Below are 15,388 nucleotides of genomic sequence, written 5' to 3'. Positions count from 1 at the left end.
GAAAGGCGCCGTTTTTTTAATTGAATTGTCATATTCCCTGATGGGGAATAGCCATTCTTGTGACAATGCACCACACAACAAACCATATATTTATTTGACAGGGTGGAGTAAATGGATTTCTTTCAATCAGACATAGGGAAGGTAGTTCTAGGTGGCATCGTTACCATTAGCGCTCAGATATTTTTATCTCTTTTTACATGGTTTAAAGAGTCACGCGCTGAAAAAAATAAAAAAACAAAAGAAGCGGAGTTTCTCGCTATCAACTTAGTGATTGTTTTAGATGACTTCGTTGGTGAGTGCTTCAACTCTATTAATGACTCCATGCAGCAAGATGAGCGAGGTCTATGGGGTACAACCGTAAAATATCCAAGCATAACGTTACCTATAGGCGAATATACATCACTACCCTCTGGGCTTATGTTTGAAATAATATCGATTCCAAAACGCCTTAGGGATATTCTTGAAAACCTAAAACTAGTTGGTGAGGAAAGCTATCCGCCGGATTATTTTGAATATCATAAATATAGAAGAGAACATTTTTCTCGCATTGGATTACAAGCATTAAATCAAATTAATGCGCTAAATAAATACTACCAAATCCCTGATATTAGAAATGATGACCAATACGATCCCAAGGCATGCTTCATGCATTTTATTAACAAGGCAACCTGAAAATTAAATTAGCCATCTGGCGTAATCTAACGTTCGCGCAAACGGATTCTCCCGCAACCACGGCCAGCAGAATTTTCCCCTCTGGCTGATTGCCCCTGACCCACGACAATAACCGAGATAAATGCACCTCGTTCGTCCGATTAGGCTGCGCTAATCGAACCTACAACGGCTTTCCCAACGCAGCGACAATCTTTTCCACACTCTGGGTGACCGACAGGGTGGCGCTATCCAGTACCAGACGCTCACTGTTCCAGGGTTGATAGTCGCGGTCGATCACCGCCTGCCAATCCGGCAATGCCAGCCCCTCGATATCCACCGTCCGGTTCTCTACCCGCTCGCGGTGCAACTTAGAGTTGGAGCAGACCACCTCGACATCGAGACAGGGCACCCCGACCGAGCGGGCGATGTCGTGGTAAGCATCCCGGGTGAGCTGGATGGGGTTAACGGAATCCGTGATGACGGTCGAGCCGAGTTTCAAGTTTTCTCTGGCCAGCCCATAGGCGACGAAATAACCGGCAGGCCCCATCTCTTCAGCCGTCCGTTCAGCATCACGAATGGCCTGCTCTATGGTATCGATGCGCAGATAGACGGCGCCCAACCGCTGGGCCAGGGCCCGTGCTATGGTGCTTTTTCCGCTCCCCGGCAAACCACTGAAGATGATCAGCATGTTCCATTCCCGTGATGAAAGAAGAGCCGAGCCATAGGGTATCGGATTGTCATCGCGCCCACAGCGCCTTGTTCAAGGCTGCGCTGGATATCCCCGCCATCTCACCTGTTCATGCCAACTCGGCCGGGACGATATCTCTGAGCCGGATAGGCAACCCGCCGATTTGGGCATATCTTGTCGAGGCGGCTCTGCCAGGGTGACAGGGCCCCTTCACGAGGTGCAATGATGAAACGAGCAATCCAGGCCGCCCTGCTGGCCATCACCATGGTCGCCGGTGCGCAGGCCGCCGACAAGATCACCACGGTTCCGGTGCAGTTTGCCAAGGGGGCCCACAGCGCCCAGCTCAAGGGCAGCTTCACCGGCTATGACACCATTCATTACACCCTGGTGGCCAAGGCGGGCCAGACCATGACGGTCAAGATCGGCGGCAGCAGCAACGCCAACTTCAATGTCTTCGCCCCCGGCGCCCAGCCCGGTCAGGCCGAGGCGATCGGTCGCAACGATGGCGATGGTCAGTGGCAAGGCGCCCTGCCCGCCTCCGGCAAGTACCTGATCCAGGTCTATCAGATGCGTGCCTCCGCCCGTCGCGGCGAGCAGGTGCCCCACACCCTGGCGGTCAGCATCCAGTAAACCCCACCCACACGATGCCCGTGCAACCACCGTCATGCCCCCATCCCGGGGTGGGCATGACGGCAACCTGCTGGTAGGGTGGTGCCATCAATTAATCAACGACCGAGACAGCCATGCAACTCAAAACCCTGGCCCTGCTGCTGGCCAGCCATCTGCTGGTGGGCGCAGCCGGCTTTGCGGCCGGCATCTATACCCTGCCGATCCTGATCGCCCCACCCGCCCCCGCCAACGAGCAGGTTGCCGCCCGGCAGGCTCAGGCCAGCTTTCACGGCACCTTTCGCCGGGATCTGCAAGACAGCGACCGGCTGCACTGGGGCGAAGGGCAGGTCAGCATTGGGCCCGATGCCATCAGCCTGATGGGCAAGCTGGCGCCGGGGCCCGACTACCAGCTCTACTTGTCGCCTGTCTTCGTCGAGACCGAGGCCGACTTTGCCCGCCTGAAGGAGAAGATGGTGAAAATCGGGCCGGTGAAGACCTTCGACAACTTCATCGTCCCCCTCCCTGCCGATGTGAACCCGGCCGACTACGACAGCGTGATCATCTGGTGCGAGACCTTCGGCCAGTTCATCACCGCCGCCCGCTACCGGCAGTAACGCCACAGGTGATCGCCAGTGCTGCATCATAAAAAACGGCGCCATCAGGCGCCGTTTTTTGTCGCAGTCTGCCGAGGCAGACCGGGGGTGTCAGCCGGTGTAGACGGGCAGCAGACCTGCCATGTTGAGCAGGTGGAATGCCGCAGTCAGCACCCCGAACAGGAAGACGCCGGCGATCATCGGCATGCCGCCCGGCGCCCGGAAGCCACCCTGTTTGTCCCCTTGCTTGCCCTTGCCGGCGCGCACCTTCCAGGCCAGCAGGGCCGGGATGATGCAGGTCCACAGGGTGGCCACGGCGCCCGCGTAGCCGATGGCCATCAGGAAGCCGAACGGGAACAGCAGGGAGAGCAGCAACGGCGGCAGGAAGGTGGCTGCCCACGACTTGGCACGGCCGCCACGGCCGTTGTCGAACTTGAACAGATCCGCCAGATAGTCGAACACCCCCAGCCCTACCCCGATGAAGGAGGAGAGGATGGCAGCCATGGAGAAGAGGTTGAGGGCGCTGGCGACCGCCTCGGATTCGATCACCGAGGCCAGCGCCTTGAGCAGCACGTCGACGTTGCCACCCTGCGCTACCACAGGGCCGAACTCACTGCGCGGCAGGTTGCCGAACACGCTCACCAGCCAGATGAGGTAGAACAGCAGCGCGATGGCGGTGCCGCCGAGGATGGCGTAACGGGCGCGGCGCTCCTCACCGTAGTAGGCGCGCATGGACGACACCGAGTGGTGATAACCGAACGAGGTGAGCGCCACCGGCAGCATGGCCAGCGCATAGGGGGCATAGCTGGCGTGCTCGCTCAGGGTGTCGAACAGCAGGGTCGGTTTGATGTTGAGCGACAACCCAGAGATGCCGAACACGAAGCTCAGCCCCATGGCGATGACCAGCACCACGGAGATGCGATCCACCGCCCGGGTGGAGTGCCACACCAGACCGGAGAAGCCCAGGGTAAACAGGACTGAGCCCCACTGGCTGCCGATGCCGGTCATGCCGTCGATGATGAGGCCGGCCGAGGTGATGTAGGCGTAGAGCAGGATGCCGCCGACGAAATAGACGGTGAGGTTGTTGAGGGCGTTGAGCTTCTCCCCCAGCAGTTCGCGGGTAACGGTATCGAACGACACGCGCAGCGGATAGCCCTGATAGGACTCCAGCAGCATCCAGCCAGAGAGCGTCATCACGATCATGGTCAGGGTGATGGCCAGCACCGACCAGATGGTCCAGGCGCCCGCCCCCGCACTCGGCAAGCCCAGCATGCCGGCCCCTACACAGACGCCGGCAATGATGCATGCCCCGCCCACCAACGATGGTTTCTGTCCCATTTACTTCTCCAAAGACGATTGTGGATCTGATCGCGACCGCGGACCGTTGCATGTGCTACGCCGGTTGTCATGGTAGATCGCGCTCATCTAGGTGCCGGCGCCCGGCACTGGCTGCTTCGCAAGGGAAGCAAGGTGCGCTCAAGGCGGGCTGCCGGCTCGACACGGCAGCAGGGCCGCCTGTCGGGGAAGGGACTTTACCCTGCTACCCCTCAGGTATCAAATGCGGGTGCATGTTCAGGCTGCCCAATGGGCCCTTCGCAGACAGCCTGCAACTGGCTCTTCACTACTCAATGGGTCAGTTGCGGCAGCAGTTGCAGCAGCTGGGCGCGATCCGCCAGTGGCGTCAGGCTGACCCAGATCCCCAGCAGGCCGTAAGCGAGCAGCGGCAGCACCAGCAGCAACAGGCAGAGCAACCCCAGCAGCTGGCGGGGAGCGAGCCGGCGCCCCTGCGTGCCCAAGTGCAGCGCATCGGCCCGCTTGGGGCAGGCGGCCACGCAGCTCAGGCAGCTGGTGCACTCGAGACTGCGCACCGCGATGAGCTGGTGCACCTGGATGCGCGACGGGCAGGCCCGGCTGCACTTGTCGCAGTCGTGGCCCGCACTTCGCAGGCAGCGGGCCGGGTCACGGCGAATGCGCAGCGGGGTCAGCAGGCCGAGCAGGGCCAGCCAGGCACCATAGGGACAGAGGTAGCGGCAGAACCCTTGCCGGAAGGTGGCGGTGAGCAGCAGCACCCAGCCAAGGCACAGAGCCGAGATCAGGGTCAGGTTGAAGAAGAAGGCCCCCATCTTCATGTCCGCCGCCTGATGGTAGGGGCTGGTGAAGTAGCCGGGCAGGGCGGCGCCTGGCACCGCGATCAGCACGATAAACAGCAGAAAGGCGAGCACCAGAAACTTCTGGCCACGCAACACGACATCGAGCCAGCGCGGCGGCGTCCACTCCCCCGTTATCCATCGGCTGCGCAGGCCATGCAGCCACTCACCCACCAGCCCGAGCGGGCAGAACCAGGCGCAGAACACCCGCCCCAGCAGCAGGGCCGACAGCGAGAGCACCAGCACAGTCACGGTGGCCGCCGGATGGTGCGGATCCACCAGCCCCTGTCCGAGCCAGGCCCGCAGCCCGAGTCCGCCGGCGATGGGCAGGAAGCCGTCCACCACGTCAGGGCGCACCAACCAGGGGCTCATCCCCTGCCCCAGCTGCCAGACATGCAGGCCGTACTGCAGCGTCACCAGCCCCCAGCAGAGCAACAGCAGCTGGCGCGTGCGCGTCCGCAACCACTGGCTGTCGAGCGCCTCGAGGGCGGGCAGCGGCCGCCGCTGGTGCCAGAAGACAAGCACGGCGGCCACCAGCCCGACGCCGAGCCAGAGCAGGCTGTCCGCCGCCAGCAGCCAGAGCATGAGCAGCAGGCCGAGGGCAAGACGCCACTGCCAGCCCGATCGCGCCTGCCACGCCAGCAGCACCAGATAGGCCAGGCCGGCGGCCATGGTCACGGCTTCGATCACGCTCATGTTTCCCTCACTGCCTCATCCACCACTGGCGGCAAGGATAACGGACATCTGAATTGATTATTTTGATCTGCATGGGCAGAGGGGGACATTTGCGCCCAATGCCCCTCCCCATGGTTGCACCTTATGCCTTGCGGCTGTTGAACAGCGGCTGGTCGGATTCGGCCTGCTCGGCCCAGAAGTGGATGTTGAAGCGGGCATCCTCCGACAGCTCGACCCTGTGCCAGTACTGGGGCGGGCTGGTGGCAAACTCCCCGGCCCGGATCACCAGGCTTATCTCGGGTTCCTCGGCCTGTTCGTCGGCAAAGCCGTGATAGGTGACGGTCCCCTCCATCACGCAGAGCTGGCCGAACACCCCGGCCGCGGTGTTGTGGTGGGTGAGCAGGGCCTGGGGCACGTTCTGGCGGGTGAAGAAGGGGGTGGAGCGGCGCACTACCCAGTGAGACGGAATCAGTTGCATGGCCATATCGGTTCTCCTCAGATGGCCGGGTCGACCCGGCCGGTGCAATGAAAGGGGTTAACGGGGCAGCTGACGCAGCAGCGGGAAGGCGGCGCTCATCTGATCGCCCCCCACCACGAAACCGCACAGCTCGCCGGCTTGGTCGCGCGCCTCGGCCACCATGCCGTGGCTGTTCCAGCGGCACTGCCAGGCGAGATCTTCACCCTGGGTGCGGCCCGCCAGTTGCAGCGGGTAGCGCGGCGTCTTCACCTTCACCAGCATGGGCGGCAGGGCCAGCGGGGTCGGCGTGCCGAGCAGGGTGCGTGCCAGCGCATTGGCCCCCAGCACGATTGGTTGCAGGAAGGGGAGCAGCTGACCCTGCCACTGCACGCAATCCCCCAGCGCGAAGATATGGGGGTCGCTGGTCTGCAGCCGATCGCCGACCAGGATACCGCGCTCCACGGCCAGCCCGGCCCCGCGGGCCAGGGCCAGATTCGGCCGCAGGCCGATCGCGGCGATCACCAGATCCTGCTCACTGGTGCGGCCATCGGTCAGAGTCACCCGCCAGCCATCGCCCGGCTGGCCGTCTATCCTGGCGAGACCTGTCCCGAACTGCAGGCTGACCCCCTGGCTGCGCAGCGCCTGTTGCAGCGGCTGGGTCAGGGTGGCGGGCAGCAGGGCACTGAGCGGGCTGTCGGCCAGATCCAGCAGGGTGACCTCGCGGCCATCGCTCGCCATGTCCATCGCCAGCTCGCAGCCGATGAGGCCGGCCCCCAGCACCAGAATGCGGCGGGCCTGCTGGATTGCCCCCTCGACGGCGGCATACTCCTGCTGGCTGTTGAGGGTGACCAGATGCTCGCTGCCCGGCAGCTCGGGGCGTACCGCACTGGCACCGGTGGCCAGCACCAGCTGGCCATAGGGGAATTCCCCCTGCTCGGTCAGCACCAACCGCCGGACGGGATCTATGCCAAGCACCGGGCAGTGGGGCAGCAGCGCGATGCGCTGCTGCTCGGCAAAGTCGCTGCCGCTCTGGCGGGTCATGGCTGCGGCGGCGCAGCCCCGGCTCACCACGTGGCTCAAGTCGGGCTTGTTGTACTCGTCACCGCTGTCGGCGGTGATGAGACGGATGGGCTGCTCGGCATCCAGCTTGCGCAGGCTCTTGACCAGCTGCTGGGCGGCGAAGCCGCTGCCGATCACCACTATCTCCCGGCTGATGCCGGCGTCACTCTGCGTTGTTGTGCTCATACACAGGCCTCCACGGCGCAGGGTTCGAATACCTCCTTGCCGATACCGCAGCCGGGGCAGAGGAAGCTGTCCGGTACCTGGGCCCAGGGGGTGCCCGGCGCCACCAGCTGATCCGGCTCGCCCTGGGCCGGGTCATAGACCCACTGGCAGACGGTGCAGAGCATGGCCTGGTCGTCGTCCCATTCGGCGGCAGCCGCTGTGGCTTTCGGCGCCGCAGTCACGGCCGCAGGCATCTCAGGGGCAGGCGTCGCCTGAGTGGTGGCGAGCGGGCGGGGCGCGTCCAGCGGATGCAGTGCCCACTGACGGGCGAGCTGACGGCCGTGCTCGCGGCACTCGGCCAGCGCCGAGCCATCCGGGCGCCACTTGGCCTTGAGGGAGATGCTGATGTCGAAGCCCGCATCCATCAGCCGGGTCTGGATGCGGTCCACCGCACCGCCGGTCCAGCCGTAGCTGCCGAAGGCCGAGGCGCGCTTGTTGCGAAAACGCAGGCCGGTGATCTCTTCGAGCATGCCCGCCACCTTAGGCATCATGACGTTGTTCATGGTGGAGGATCCCACCAGTATCCCCTTGGAGCGGAACACCTGAGTCAGGATCTCGTTCTTGTCGTGGCGGGCCACGTTGTAGATCTTCACCGCCACGCCGGGGTCCACCTCGTGGATGCCCTGGGCGATGGCGTCGGCCATCATGCGGGTGTTGTTGGACATGGAGTCGTAGAACAGGGTGATGCGGTCTTCCTGATAGTGGTCGGCCCACTCCAGGTATTTCAGGATGATCTGGGTGGGGTCCTCGCGCCAGACGATGCCGTGGGAGGTAGCCACCATGCTCACCGGCAGGTTGAAGCCCAGCACCTCCTTGATCTTGGCGGTCACCAGCGGGCTGAAGGGGGTGAGGATGTTGGCGTAGTAACGCTGGCACTGCTCCATCAGCTCGGTCTGATCCACCTCGTCGTTGAACAGGTGCTCGTCGCAGTAGTGCTGGCCGAAGGCGTCGTTGGAGAACAGCACCGCATCCTCGGTCATATAGGTCATCATGCTGTCGGGCCAGTGCAGCATGGGGGTCTCGATGAATACCAGCTGCTTGCCGTTGCCGATGTCCAGGCTGTCACCGGTCTTGACCGGGTGGAAGTTCCACTCCGGGTGGTGATGATGGCCGGTGATGGAGTCGATGGCGTTGTGGGTGCAGTAGATGGGGGTGCCTGGGATGCGGGCCATCAGCTCGGTCAGGGCGCCGGCGTGATCCTCTTCGGCGTGGTTGATCACCACATAGTCGATGGTGGCGAGATCGATCTCGGCCGCCAGGTTCTGCACGAACTCGCGGCTGAACTTGTGATCGACGGTGTCGATCAGCACGTTCTTCCCTTCGCGGATGAGATAGCTGTTGTAGCTGGTGCCCTTGTGGGTCTTGTACTCGGTACCGTGGAAGTCGCGTACCTCCCAGTCCCGTTGGCCGACCCAGTGGATGTTGTTCTTGACGTGAATGCTCATCAGGCAGTTCCTCGAATGCAATAGTGTATGTTCGACTGAACCAGCTATTGCAGAGGATGTGCCAACTCATAACATGTTGTTTTTATTGACAACTCAAATCTTTCATTGTCATTTAGACAACCACTAATTATAGTCAAAAACACAAACACACTGTCATTTGGACAATCATCGTGATCTCGACCGACAGCCTGGCGCGCATCGCCCTCGACCTGCAACTCGGCATCTCCCATCAGGACCGCTTCCACCGCCTGATCCAGAGCGTGCGCAGCCTGCTGAACTCGGATGCCTCGGCCCTGCTGCGCTACGAGGGGGGCCAGTTCATCCCGCTGGCCATCGACGGCCTGATGCAGGACGTGCTGGGGCGCCGCTTCGCCCTCAAGGATCACCCGCGCATGGAGGCCATCGCCCGCGCCGGCGACGTGGTGCGCTTCCCCGCCGACAGCAGCCTGCCCGACCCCTATGACGGCCTGCTGCCGGATCACGACGACTTCAAGGTGCACGCCTGCGTCGGTCTGCCGCTGTTCTCGGATCAGGCGCTGATCGGTGCGCTGACCATAGACGGCATGAACCCGACCCAGTTCGACGCCATCAGCGATGAGGAGCTGCGGCTGGTAGGCGCCCTGGCCGCCGCCGCCCTCAACAACGCCCTGCTGCTGGAGCGGCTCGCCCGCCAGAGCAGCGAGCCGCTGGTCCCCGGCACACGGCCCGGCCCTGAGCAGCCGGAGATGATCGGCCAGTCCCCCGCCATGGCCCGGCTGCGCCACGAGATCGAGGTGGTGGCGAACTCGGAGCTGAACGTGCTGATCCTGGGGGAGACCGGGGTCGGCAAGGAGCTGATCGCCAAGGCGGTGCATCGCGGCTCTCAGCGCGCCAAGGCCCCGCTGGTCTACCTCAACTGCGCCGCCCTGCCGGAGTCGGTGGCCGAAAGTGAGCTGTTCGGCCACGTGAAGGGAGCCTTCACCGGCGCCATCCACAACCGGGCGGGCAAGTTCGAGCTGGCGGATCAGGGCACCCTGTTCCTCGATGAGATCGGCGAGCTCTCCCTGCCGCTGCAGGCCAAGCTGCTGCGAGTGCTGCAATACGGCGATCTGCAGCGGATCGGTGACGACACCCCGCTCAAGGTGAACGTGCGCATCCTGGCGGCCACCAACCGGGATCTGAAGCAGGCGGTGGTCGAGGGGCAGTTCCGGGCCGACCTCTACCACCGGCTGAGCGTGTTTCCGATCCACGCCCCGGCACTGCGCGAGCGCCCCGGCGACATTCCCCTGCTGGCCGGTTATTTTTGCGAGCGCTGCCGGCTCAGCCTGGGGCTGGAGCAGCTGCGCATCCAGCCACAGGCGCTGCAACTGCTCGAGCGCCACGACTGGCCCGGCAACGTGCGGGAACTCGAGCACGCCATCCACCGCGCCGCCGTGCTGGCGCGGGCCGAACAGGGCAGCCAGACCCCGACTCTCGCCAGCCATCACTTCAACCTGGCGGCCGGCCCCCTGCCCCCCTCCACCAGCCCCGCCATGGCGCCAATGACCCCCTTGCCCGGCGGCCTCGGCCTGCGGGCCGCCACCGACGCCTTCCAGCTTGCGCTGATCGAGCAGACCCTGGCCGCCCACAACGGCAACTGGGCCGCTACCGCCCGCGCACTGGAGCTCGACAGCGGCAACCTGCACCGCCTCGCCAAGCGGCTCGGCCTCAAGGCCTGAGGCGTCCATTCAGGGCCCATCAAACAAAAACCCCCTCGCTGGCGAGGGGGTTGGCATACATAGCAAGATGAGGGGGTAGGTTAGCCGCGGGCGCGGCGCAGGTGGTAGTCGACGTGATAGTCGTTGGCATTGCGGAACATGATGGAGTAGTTGAGAAACTCGCCGTTCTCACCGTATGAGAGCGAGGTGAGCCGCAGGATGGGCGCCCCCTGCTCGATGTGCAGCAGCTCGGCCATGCGCCGGTCGGCCAGCACGGCGCTGAAGCTCTCGTAGTTGCCGGCGATGGGGAGCTGGCACTCGTTCTCGATGTAGGCGAACTTGGATCCCTCCAGATGGGCCACCGAGAGGGTGCGAAACAGCCGCACCGGCATGTAGCTCTCCTCCACCAGCAGGGCCCGGCCGTCCACCGAGCGCACCCGATTGGAAAAGTAGACCGGCTCGTTCACCTTGATCCTGAGCTGGCTGGCGATGGCGGGCGGGGCCGGCATGGTGCGAAACTCCAGCACCTCGCTGGTCAGGCTGCGGCCCTGTTCACGCATCAGCTCGGTGAAACCGCTCAGCCCCTTGGTCTCGTGCTGCACGTCCTTCTTGGTCACGTAGGTGCCGCTGCCATGGCGCCGCTCCACCAGCCCCCACTCGATCAGCATGTCCACCGCCTTGCGCACCGTCATCCGCGATACCCCGAACTGACTCGCCAGGGTTTTCTCGCTCGGCAGGACATCCCCCACCCGGCAATCCGCCCCGTTGACCCGGATACGCAACCGATCCGCCACCGATTTGTAGATCACAGCTAGACCTCTCTTTACCCAGCCCGGGTGGCGACCAATTCGATCGCCTTTATTTCAACCAGCTGAAAATAAACAATTTTAAATTCAAATAACCCGATAAAAACGTCACAAAAACAAGACGTACAACAATATCGCAAAATTTAGATCTCTTTGTCTAAATAAGTGCATGCGCCGGATCACATAACCACCACATATTTCATGAGGGCCTGATCGCTTGTTGTTAGGTTCAATTCAGCAATACGACAACAGCAGTCAGACAATTCTCTAATAAAAAGGGACGCTATATGCTCAGTCAAATTCAACGTTTTGGCGGGGCAATGTTTACGCCTGTATTACTGTTTCCATTCGCAGGTATGGTGGTAGGCATTGCAATCATGCTGAAAAATCCCATGTTCGTGGGAGAGACGCTGGCCAATCCTCAGGGACTGTTTTTTCAAATAGTTCATATTATTGAAGAGGGTGGCTGGACGGTATTTCGAAATATGCCGCTGATATTTGCCATCGGCCTGCCGATCGGTCTGGCAAACAAGGCTCAGGCCCGCGCCTGCCTCTCCGTGCTGGTCAGCTTCATGACCTGGAACTACTTCATCAATGCCATGGGGATGACCTGGGGCGACTATTTCGGGGTCGACTTCAACCAGGCGGTGGGTGGCGAGAGCGGGCTGGCCATGGTGGCCGGCATCAAGACCCTGGACACCAGCATCATAGGCGCCATCGCCATCTCCGGCATCGTCACCGCCCTGCACAACCGGTTGTTCGATCGGCAGCTGCCGGTCTTTCTCGGCATCTTCCAGGGCAGTTCGTTCGTCACCATCGTCGCCTTCTTCGTGATGATCCCCTGCGCCTGGCTGACCCTGCAGGGCTGGCCCAAGGTACAGATGGGCATCGCCTCCCTGCAGGAGTTCATGCTGGTCTCCGGCCCGCTCGGCGTCTGGGTTTACACCTTCCTCGAGCGGATTCTGATCCCGACCGGCCTGCACCACTTCATCTACGGCCCCTTCATCTTCGGCCCGGCCGCGGTGGAAGGCGGTATCCAGCTCTACTGGGCCCAGCACATGCTGGAGTTCAGCCAGAGCACCCGGCCGCTGATCGAGCTGTTCCCCCAGGGCGGCTTCGCCCTGCACGGCAACTCCAAGATCTTCGGGGCCATGGGAATTGCGCTCGCCATCTACGCCACCGCCGCCAAAGAGAACAAGGCCAAGGTGGCCGGCCTGCTGATCCCGGCCACCCTGACCGCCATGCTGGTGGGGATCACCGAGCCGCTCGAGTTCACCTTCCTCTTCATCTCGCCTCTGCTGTTCGCCATCCATGCCCTGCTGGCGGCCACCATGGCGACCGTTATGTACCTGTTCGGGGTCGTCGGCAACATGGGCGGTGGTCTGCTCGACCAGTTCCTGCCGCAGAACTGGATCCCCATGTTCCACAATCACGCCGGCATGATGTTTACCCAGATTGCCATCGGGCTGACCTTTACCGGGATCTGGTTCCTGATATTCCGCACGCTCATTCTGAAATTCAATTTGAAAACCCCTGGGCGGGATGAAAGCGAAATAAAACTGTATTCCAAGGCCGATTATCAGGCCGCCAAAAAACAGCGCGGCTATGATATTGCCGGCCATATTCTGGCGGCGCTCGGTGGCGCGGAAAATATCAACAGCCTGAACAACTGCGCTACCCGGCTGCGCATATCGCTGCGTGATGCGAGCCTGGTGGCACCAGATGATGCTTTCAAACAACTGGGTGCCCACGGCGTGGTCCGCCACGGTGACAGCATCCAGATCATTATCGGTCTGCATGTGCCCCAGCTAAGGGAAAACATGGAGAGCCTGATGAACAACCCCTCCTCCTCTTCTTTCGTAACGGAGTCATGATCATGAAAAAATTCTCTGTCGTCATTGCCGGCGGTGGCAGCACCTTTACCCCGGGCATCGTTCTCATGCTGCTGGAGAACCAGCACCGCTTCCCGCTGCGGGAGATCAAGTTCTACGACAACGATGGCGCCCGCCAGGAGGTGATCGCCGAAGCCTGCCGCGTCCTGCTGCGGGAGCAGGCCCCTGACATCGCCTTCAGCTATGGCACCGACCCCAAGGCAGCCTTCAGCGGGGTGGACTTCGTGATGGCCCACATCCGGGTCGGCAAGTACCCCATGCGCGAGCTGGACGAGAAGATCCCGCTGCGCCATGGCGTGGTCGGCCAGGAGACCTGCGGCCCGGGCGGCATCGCCTACGGCATGCGCTCCATCGGCGGCGTGCTGGCGCTGGTCGACTACATGGAGCAGTACTCGCCGGATGCCTGGATGCTGAACTACTCCAACCCGGCCGCCATCGTGGCCGAGGCGACCCGTCGCCTGCGCCCCCACGCCAGGATCCTCAACATCTGCGACATGCCCATCGGCATCGAGGGACAGATGGCCCAGATCGCCGGCCTGCCGTCACGCAAGGAGATGCGGGTTCGCTACTACGGTCTCAATCACTTCGGCTGGTGGACCCGCATCGAGGATCTGGCGGGCAACGACCTGATGCCGGCCATCAAGGCCCACGTGGCCAAGCACGGCTATGTACCCAAGCAGGCCGGCCACGCCGAGGCCAGCTGGAACGATACCTTCGCCAAGGCCAAGGATGTGTGGGCTCTTGATCCGGACACCCTGCCCAACACCTATCTGAAGTACTACCTCTACCCCGACTATGTGGTGGCCCACTCCAATCCGGAGCACACCCGCGCCAACGAGGTGATGGAACACCGCGAGAAGCACGTGTTCAGCGCCTGCCGCGCCATCGTGGCGGCCGGCAACGCCGCGGCCGGCGAGCTGGAGATCGACGAGCACGCCTCCTACATAGTGGATCTGGCCACCGCCATCGCCTTCAACACCCAGGAGCGGATGCTGCTGATCGTGCCGAACCGGGGCGCCATCCCCAACTTCGACCCGGAGGCCATGGTCGAGATCCCCTGTCTGGTGGGCAGCAGCGGCCCCGAGCCACTGCAGGTGGGCAACATTCCGCTGTTCCAGCAGGGCATGATGGGCCAGCAGGTGGCCGTCGAGAAGCTGGTGGTGGAGGCGTGGATCGAGCGCTCCTATCAGAAGCTGTGGCAGGCGATCACCCTCTCCAAGACGGTGCCGAGCGCCTCGGTAGCCAAAGCCATCCTGGACGACCTGATCGCCGCCAACAAGGAGTACTGGCCGCCCTTGCAATAAACGCGGGCCAAACAAAAACCCCCTCGCTGGCGAGGGGGTTTTCTTGTTGATGGCTATGCCGTGGCGCGATCAGCGCAGGGACTTGACCGAGCGGCGGACGATCAGCTCCGGCTGGACCGTCATCGATTCGACTTCCAGCTCCTTGTTGCGGATCCGGCTCACCAGCTGCTGCACCGCCAGCAGACCGAGCTCGGCCTTGGGGTGGCGAATGGTGGTCAGCGGCGGGCTGGAGAAGCGCGCCATCTCCACGTCGTCATAACCGATCATGGAGATATCGTCCGGCACCTTGACCCCGGCTTCCCAGGCGGCGCAGATGGCGCCGATCGCCATGGGATCGTCGAAGGCAAACACCGCGGTCGGCCGCGGCTTGAGGGCCAGGATCCGCTGCATGGCATCGAATCCGCTCTGGCTCTCGTAATCCCCTTCGAAGATCTGCTCGTCTTTCAGGGTCAGCCCCTGCTCGCCCAGGGCATCGCGCACCCCGTCCAGCCGCTGCTGGGTGGTCGGCTTGGCCAATTGACCCGTGATGCAGACGATGTCGCGGTGACCCTGCTCCAGCAGGTGGCGCACGGCCAGGCGCGCACCGATGCGGGCGTTGTCGTTGATGACGTTGGCAAAGTCACACTCGGTACCCCAGTCCAGCACCACTTGCGGCACGTTCTTATGGATGCGCAGCATGTCGCGCAGCGGGGTATCGATGTCGGTTCCCAACACCAGCAGACCGTCGACCCGCTTCTCCATCAGCATGCGCAGGTAGTGCTGCTGACGGGGCGGCTGGTTCTCGGTATTGCAGAGGATCAGGCTGTAGCCCTGCTCGAAGCAGTACGCCTCCACCCCTTGCACCACTTCCGCAAAGAAGGGGTTGGCACTGGTGGTCACCAGCATGCCGATGGTCTTGGTCGAGTTTATCTTGAGGCTGCGCGCTACCGAGTTGGGCGCGTAGTTGAGTTCTGCCACCGCCTCAAGCACTTTTTGGGTTGCGTCTTCGCTGACCCGACGGGTGTGATTGAGTACATGTGAGACGGTGGAGATGGATACGCCTGCGCGGGAGGCGACATCCTTGATAGTGGCCATCTCTGTCTCCTGAAGATCAAAGGCGGAACATTAGCAGATTTCCCGAATAAAGGCTTGATTTTAACGAGCACTGCCAATGAATTGTCA

Annotated in this window: 14 protein-coding genes; 6 read left to right on the top strand and 8 right to left on the bottom strand. The window is 62.4% G+C overall.

From position 1 onward, the window contains the following. Positions 1 to 111 precede the first annotated feature (111 nt). On the top strand, positions 112 to 672 hold the full coding sequence (locus AHA_RS00635) for a hypothetical protein (RefSeq protein WP_139348869.1): 561 nt from the start codon (positions 112 to 114) through the stop codon (positions 670 to 672). Between the two features lie 160 nt (positions 673 to 832). Here the strand turns inward: AHA_RS00635 and AHA_RS00630 are convergent, their stop codons facing one another. Further along, positions 833 to 1,339: an AAA family ATPase gene (locus AHA_RS00630; protein WP_011704154.1), complete on the bottom strand. Its 507-nt coding sequence runs from the start codon at positions 1,337 to 1,339 to the stop codon at positions 833 to 835. A gap of 225 nt (positions 1,340 to 1,564) precedes the next feature. Here AHA_RS00630 and AHA_RS00625 point away from each other — a divergent pair, with 225 nt between their 5' ends. Next, positions 1,565 to 1,969 (top strand): PPC domain-containing protein, encoded by a 405-nt coding sequence (locus AHA_RS00625; protein ID WP_011704153.1) that lies wholly within the window; start codon positions 1,565 to 1,567, stop codon positions 1,967 to 1,969. A gap of 113 nt (positions 1,970 to 2,082) precedes the next feature. Next, the gene (locus AHA_RS00620) at positions 2,083 to 2,562 is read left to right on the top strand and encodes a DM13 domain-containing protein (RefSeq protein WP_011704152.1); all 480 of its coding nucleotides are present in this window, start codon (positions 2,083 to 2,085) and stop codon (positions 2,560 to 2,562) included. 90 nt (positions 2,563 to 2,652) lie between these two features. On the opposite strand, the gene AHA_RS00615 is transcribed toward AHA_RS00620, so the two are convergent. The 5 genes from AHA_RS00615 to norV all read right to left on the bottom strand — a co-directional run bounded on the left by AHA_RS00615 (position 2,653) and on the right by norV (position 8,549). Continuing rightward, positions 2,653 to 3,879: an aromatic amino acid transporter gene (locus AHA_RS00615; protein ID WP_011704151.1), complete on the bottom strand. Its 1,227-nt coding sequence runs from the start codon at positions 3,877 to 3,879 to the stop codon at positions 2,653 to 2,655. Between the two features lie 287 nt (positions 3,880 to 4,166). Beyond that, a complete protein-coding gene (locus tag AHA_RS00610) occupies positions 4,167 to 5,384 on the bottom strand; it encodes a 4Fe-4S binding protein (protein ID WP_011704150.1) in 1,218 nt (405 codons plus the stop codon). Positions 5,385 to 5,505: 121 nt separating this feature from the next. Further along, entirely contained in the window at positions 5,506 to 5,847 is a 342-nt protein-coding gene (locus AHA_RS00605; protein WP_011704149.1) for a DUF1971 domain-containing protein, read from the bottom strand. A 51-nt stretch (positions 5,848 to 5,898) separates the two neighbouring features. After that, positions 5,899 to 7,065: an NADH:flavorubredoxin reductase NorW gene (gene norW / locus AHA_RS00600; RefSeq protein ID WP_011704148.1), complete on the bottom strand. Its 1,167-nt coding sequence runs from the start codon at positions 7,063 to 7,065 to the stop codon at positions 5,899 to 5,901. Further along, positions 7,062 to 8,549, bottom strand: a complete 1,488-nt coding sequence (gene norV, locus AHA_RS00595) for an anaerobic nitric oxide reductase flavorubredoxin (RefSeq protein WP_011704147.1) — start codon at positions 8,547 to 8,549, stop codon at positions 7,062 to 7,064. The genes norW and norV overlap by 4 nt, the downstream gene beginning before the upstream one ends. A gap of 170 nt (positions 8,550 to 8,719) precedes the next feature. On the opposite strand from norV, the gene norR reads away from it, so the two are divergent. Continuing rightward, on the top strand, positions 8,720 to 10,246 hold the full coding sequence (gene norR, locus AHA_RS00590; protein ID WP_011704146.1) for a nitric oxide reductase transcriptional regulator NorR: 1,527 nt from the start codon (positions 8,720 to 8,722) through the stop codon (positions 10,244 to 10,246). An 80-nt stretch (positions 10,247 to 10,326) separates the two neighbouring features. Here the strand turns inward: norR and AHA_RS00585 are convergent, their stop codons facing one another. Continuing rightward, complete coding sequence (locus AHA_RS00585) at positions 10,327 to 11,034, bottom strand: GntR family transcriptional regulator (protein WP_010635556.1); 708 nt, start codon at positions 11,032 to 11,034, stop codon at positions 10,327 to 10,329. A 284-nt stretch (positions 11,035 to 11,318) separates the two neighbouring features. Between AHA_RS00585 and AHA_RS00580 the strand changes: the two genes are divergently transcribed. Next, a complete protein-coding gene (locus AHA_RS00580; RefSeq protein ID WP_011704145.1) occupies positions 11,319 to 12,905 on the top strand; it encodes an alpha-glucoside-specific PTS transporter subunit IIBC in 1,587 nt (528 codons plus the stop codon). Positions 12,906 to 12,907: 2 nt separating this feature from the next. Beyond that, complete coding sequence (locus AHA_RS00575; RefSeq protein ID WP_011704144.1) at positions 12,908 to 14,227, top strand: 6-phospho-alpha-glucosidase; 1,320 nt, start codon at positions 12,908 to 12,910, stop codon at positions 14,225 to 14,227. Between the two features lie 69 nt (positions 14,228 to 14,296). On the opposite strand, the gene AHA_RS00570 is transcribed toward AHA_RS00575, so the two are convergent. Then, a complete protein-coding gene (locus tag AHA_RS00570; RefSeq protein WP_011704143.1) occupies positions 14,297 to 15,301 on the bottom strand; it encodes a substrate-binding domain-containing protein in 1,005 nt (334 codons plus the stop codon). Between the last annotated feature and the right edge of the window lie 87 nt (positions 15,302 to 15,388).

This window comes from Aeromonas hydrophila subsp. hydrophila ATCC 7966 (assembly GCF_000014805.1).
GTDB lineage: Bacteria > Pseudomonadota > Gammaproteobacteria > Enterobacterales > Aeromonadaceae > Aeromonas > Aeromonas hydrophila.
The sequence above is the reverse complement of the archived record's forward strand: the minus strand, read 5'-3'. Positions and strand labels throughout refer to the sequence as shown.

Excerpts from the sequence above, each read along its gene's own strand:
- AHA_RS00625 (WP_011704153.1), top strand. The coding sequence starts at position 1,565 with ATGAAACGAGCAATCCAGGCCGCCCTGCTGGCCATCACCATGGTCGCC.
- AHA_RS00610 (WP_011704150.1), bottom strand. The coding sequence starts at position 5,384 with ATGAGCGTGATCGAAGCCGTGACCATGGCCGCCGGCCTGGCCTATCTG.
- AHA_RS00575 (WP_011704144.1), top strand. The coding sequence starts at position 12,908 with ATGAAAAAATTCTCTGTCGTCATTGCCGGCGGTGGCAGCACCTTTACC.
- AHA_RS00630 (WP_011704154.1), bottom strand. The coding sequence starts at position 1,339 with ATGCTGATCATCTTCAGTGGTTTGCCGGGGAGCGGAAAAAGCACCATA.
- norW (WP_011704148.1), bottom strand. The coding sequence starts at position 7,065 with ATGAGCACAACAACGCAGAGTGACGCCGGCATCAGCCGGGAGATAGTG.
- AHA_RS00570 (WP_011704143.1), bottom strand. The coding sequence starts at position 15,301 with ATGGCCACTATCAAGGATGTCGCCTCCCGCGCAGGCGTATCCATCTCC.
- AHA_RS00580 (WP_011704145.1), top strand. The coding sequence starts at position 11,319 with ATGCTCAGTCAAATTCAACGTTTTGGCGGGGCAATGTTTACGCCTGTA.
- AHA_RS00605 (WP_011704149.1), bottom strand. The coding sequence starts at position 5,847 with ATGGCCATGCAACTGATTCCGTCTCACTGGGTAGTGCGCCGCTCCACC.
- norV (WP_011704147.1), bottom strand. The coding sequence starts at position 8,549 with ATGAGCATTCACGTCAAGAACAACATCCACTGGGTCGGCCAACGGGAC.
- AHA_RS00635 (WP_139348869.1), top strand. The coding sequence starts at position 112 with ATGGATTTCTTTCAATCAGACATAGGGAAGGTAGTTCTAGGTGGCATC.
- AHA_RS00615 (WP_011704151.1), bottom strand. The coding sequence starts at position 3,879 with ATGGGACAGAAACCATCGTTGGTGGGCGGGGCATGCATCATTGCCGGC.
- AHA_RS00620 (WP_011704152.1), top strand. The coding sequence starts at position 2,083 with ATGCAACTCAAAACCCTGGCCCTGCTGCTGGCCAGCCATCTGCTGGTG.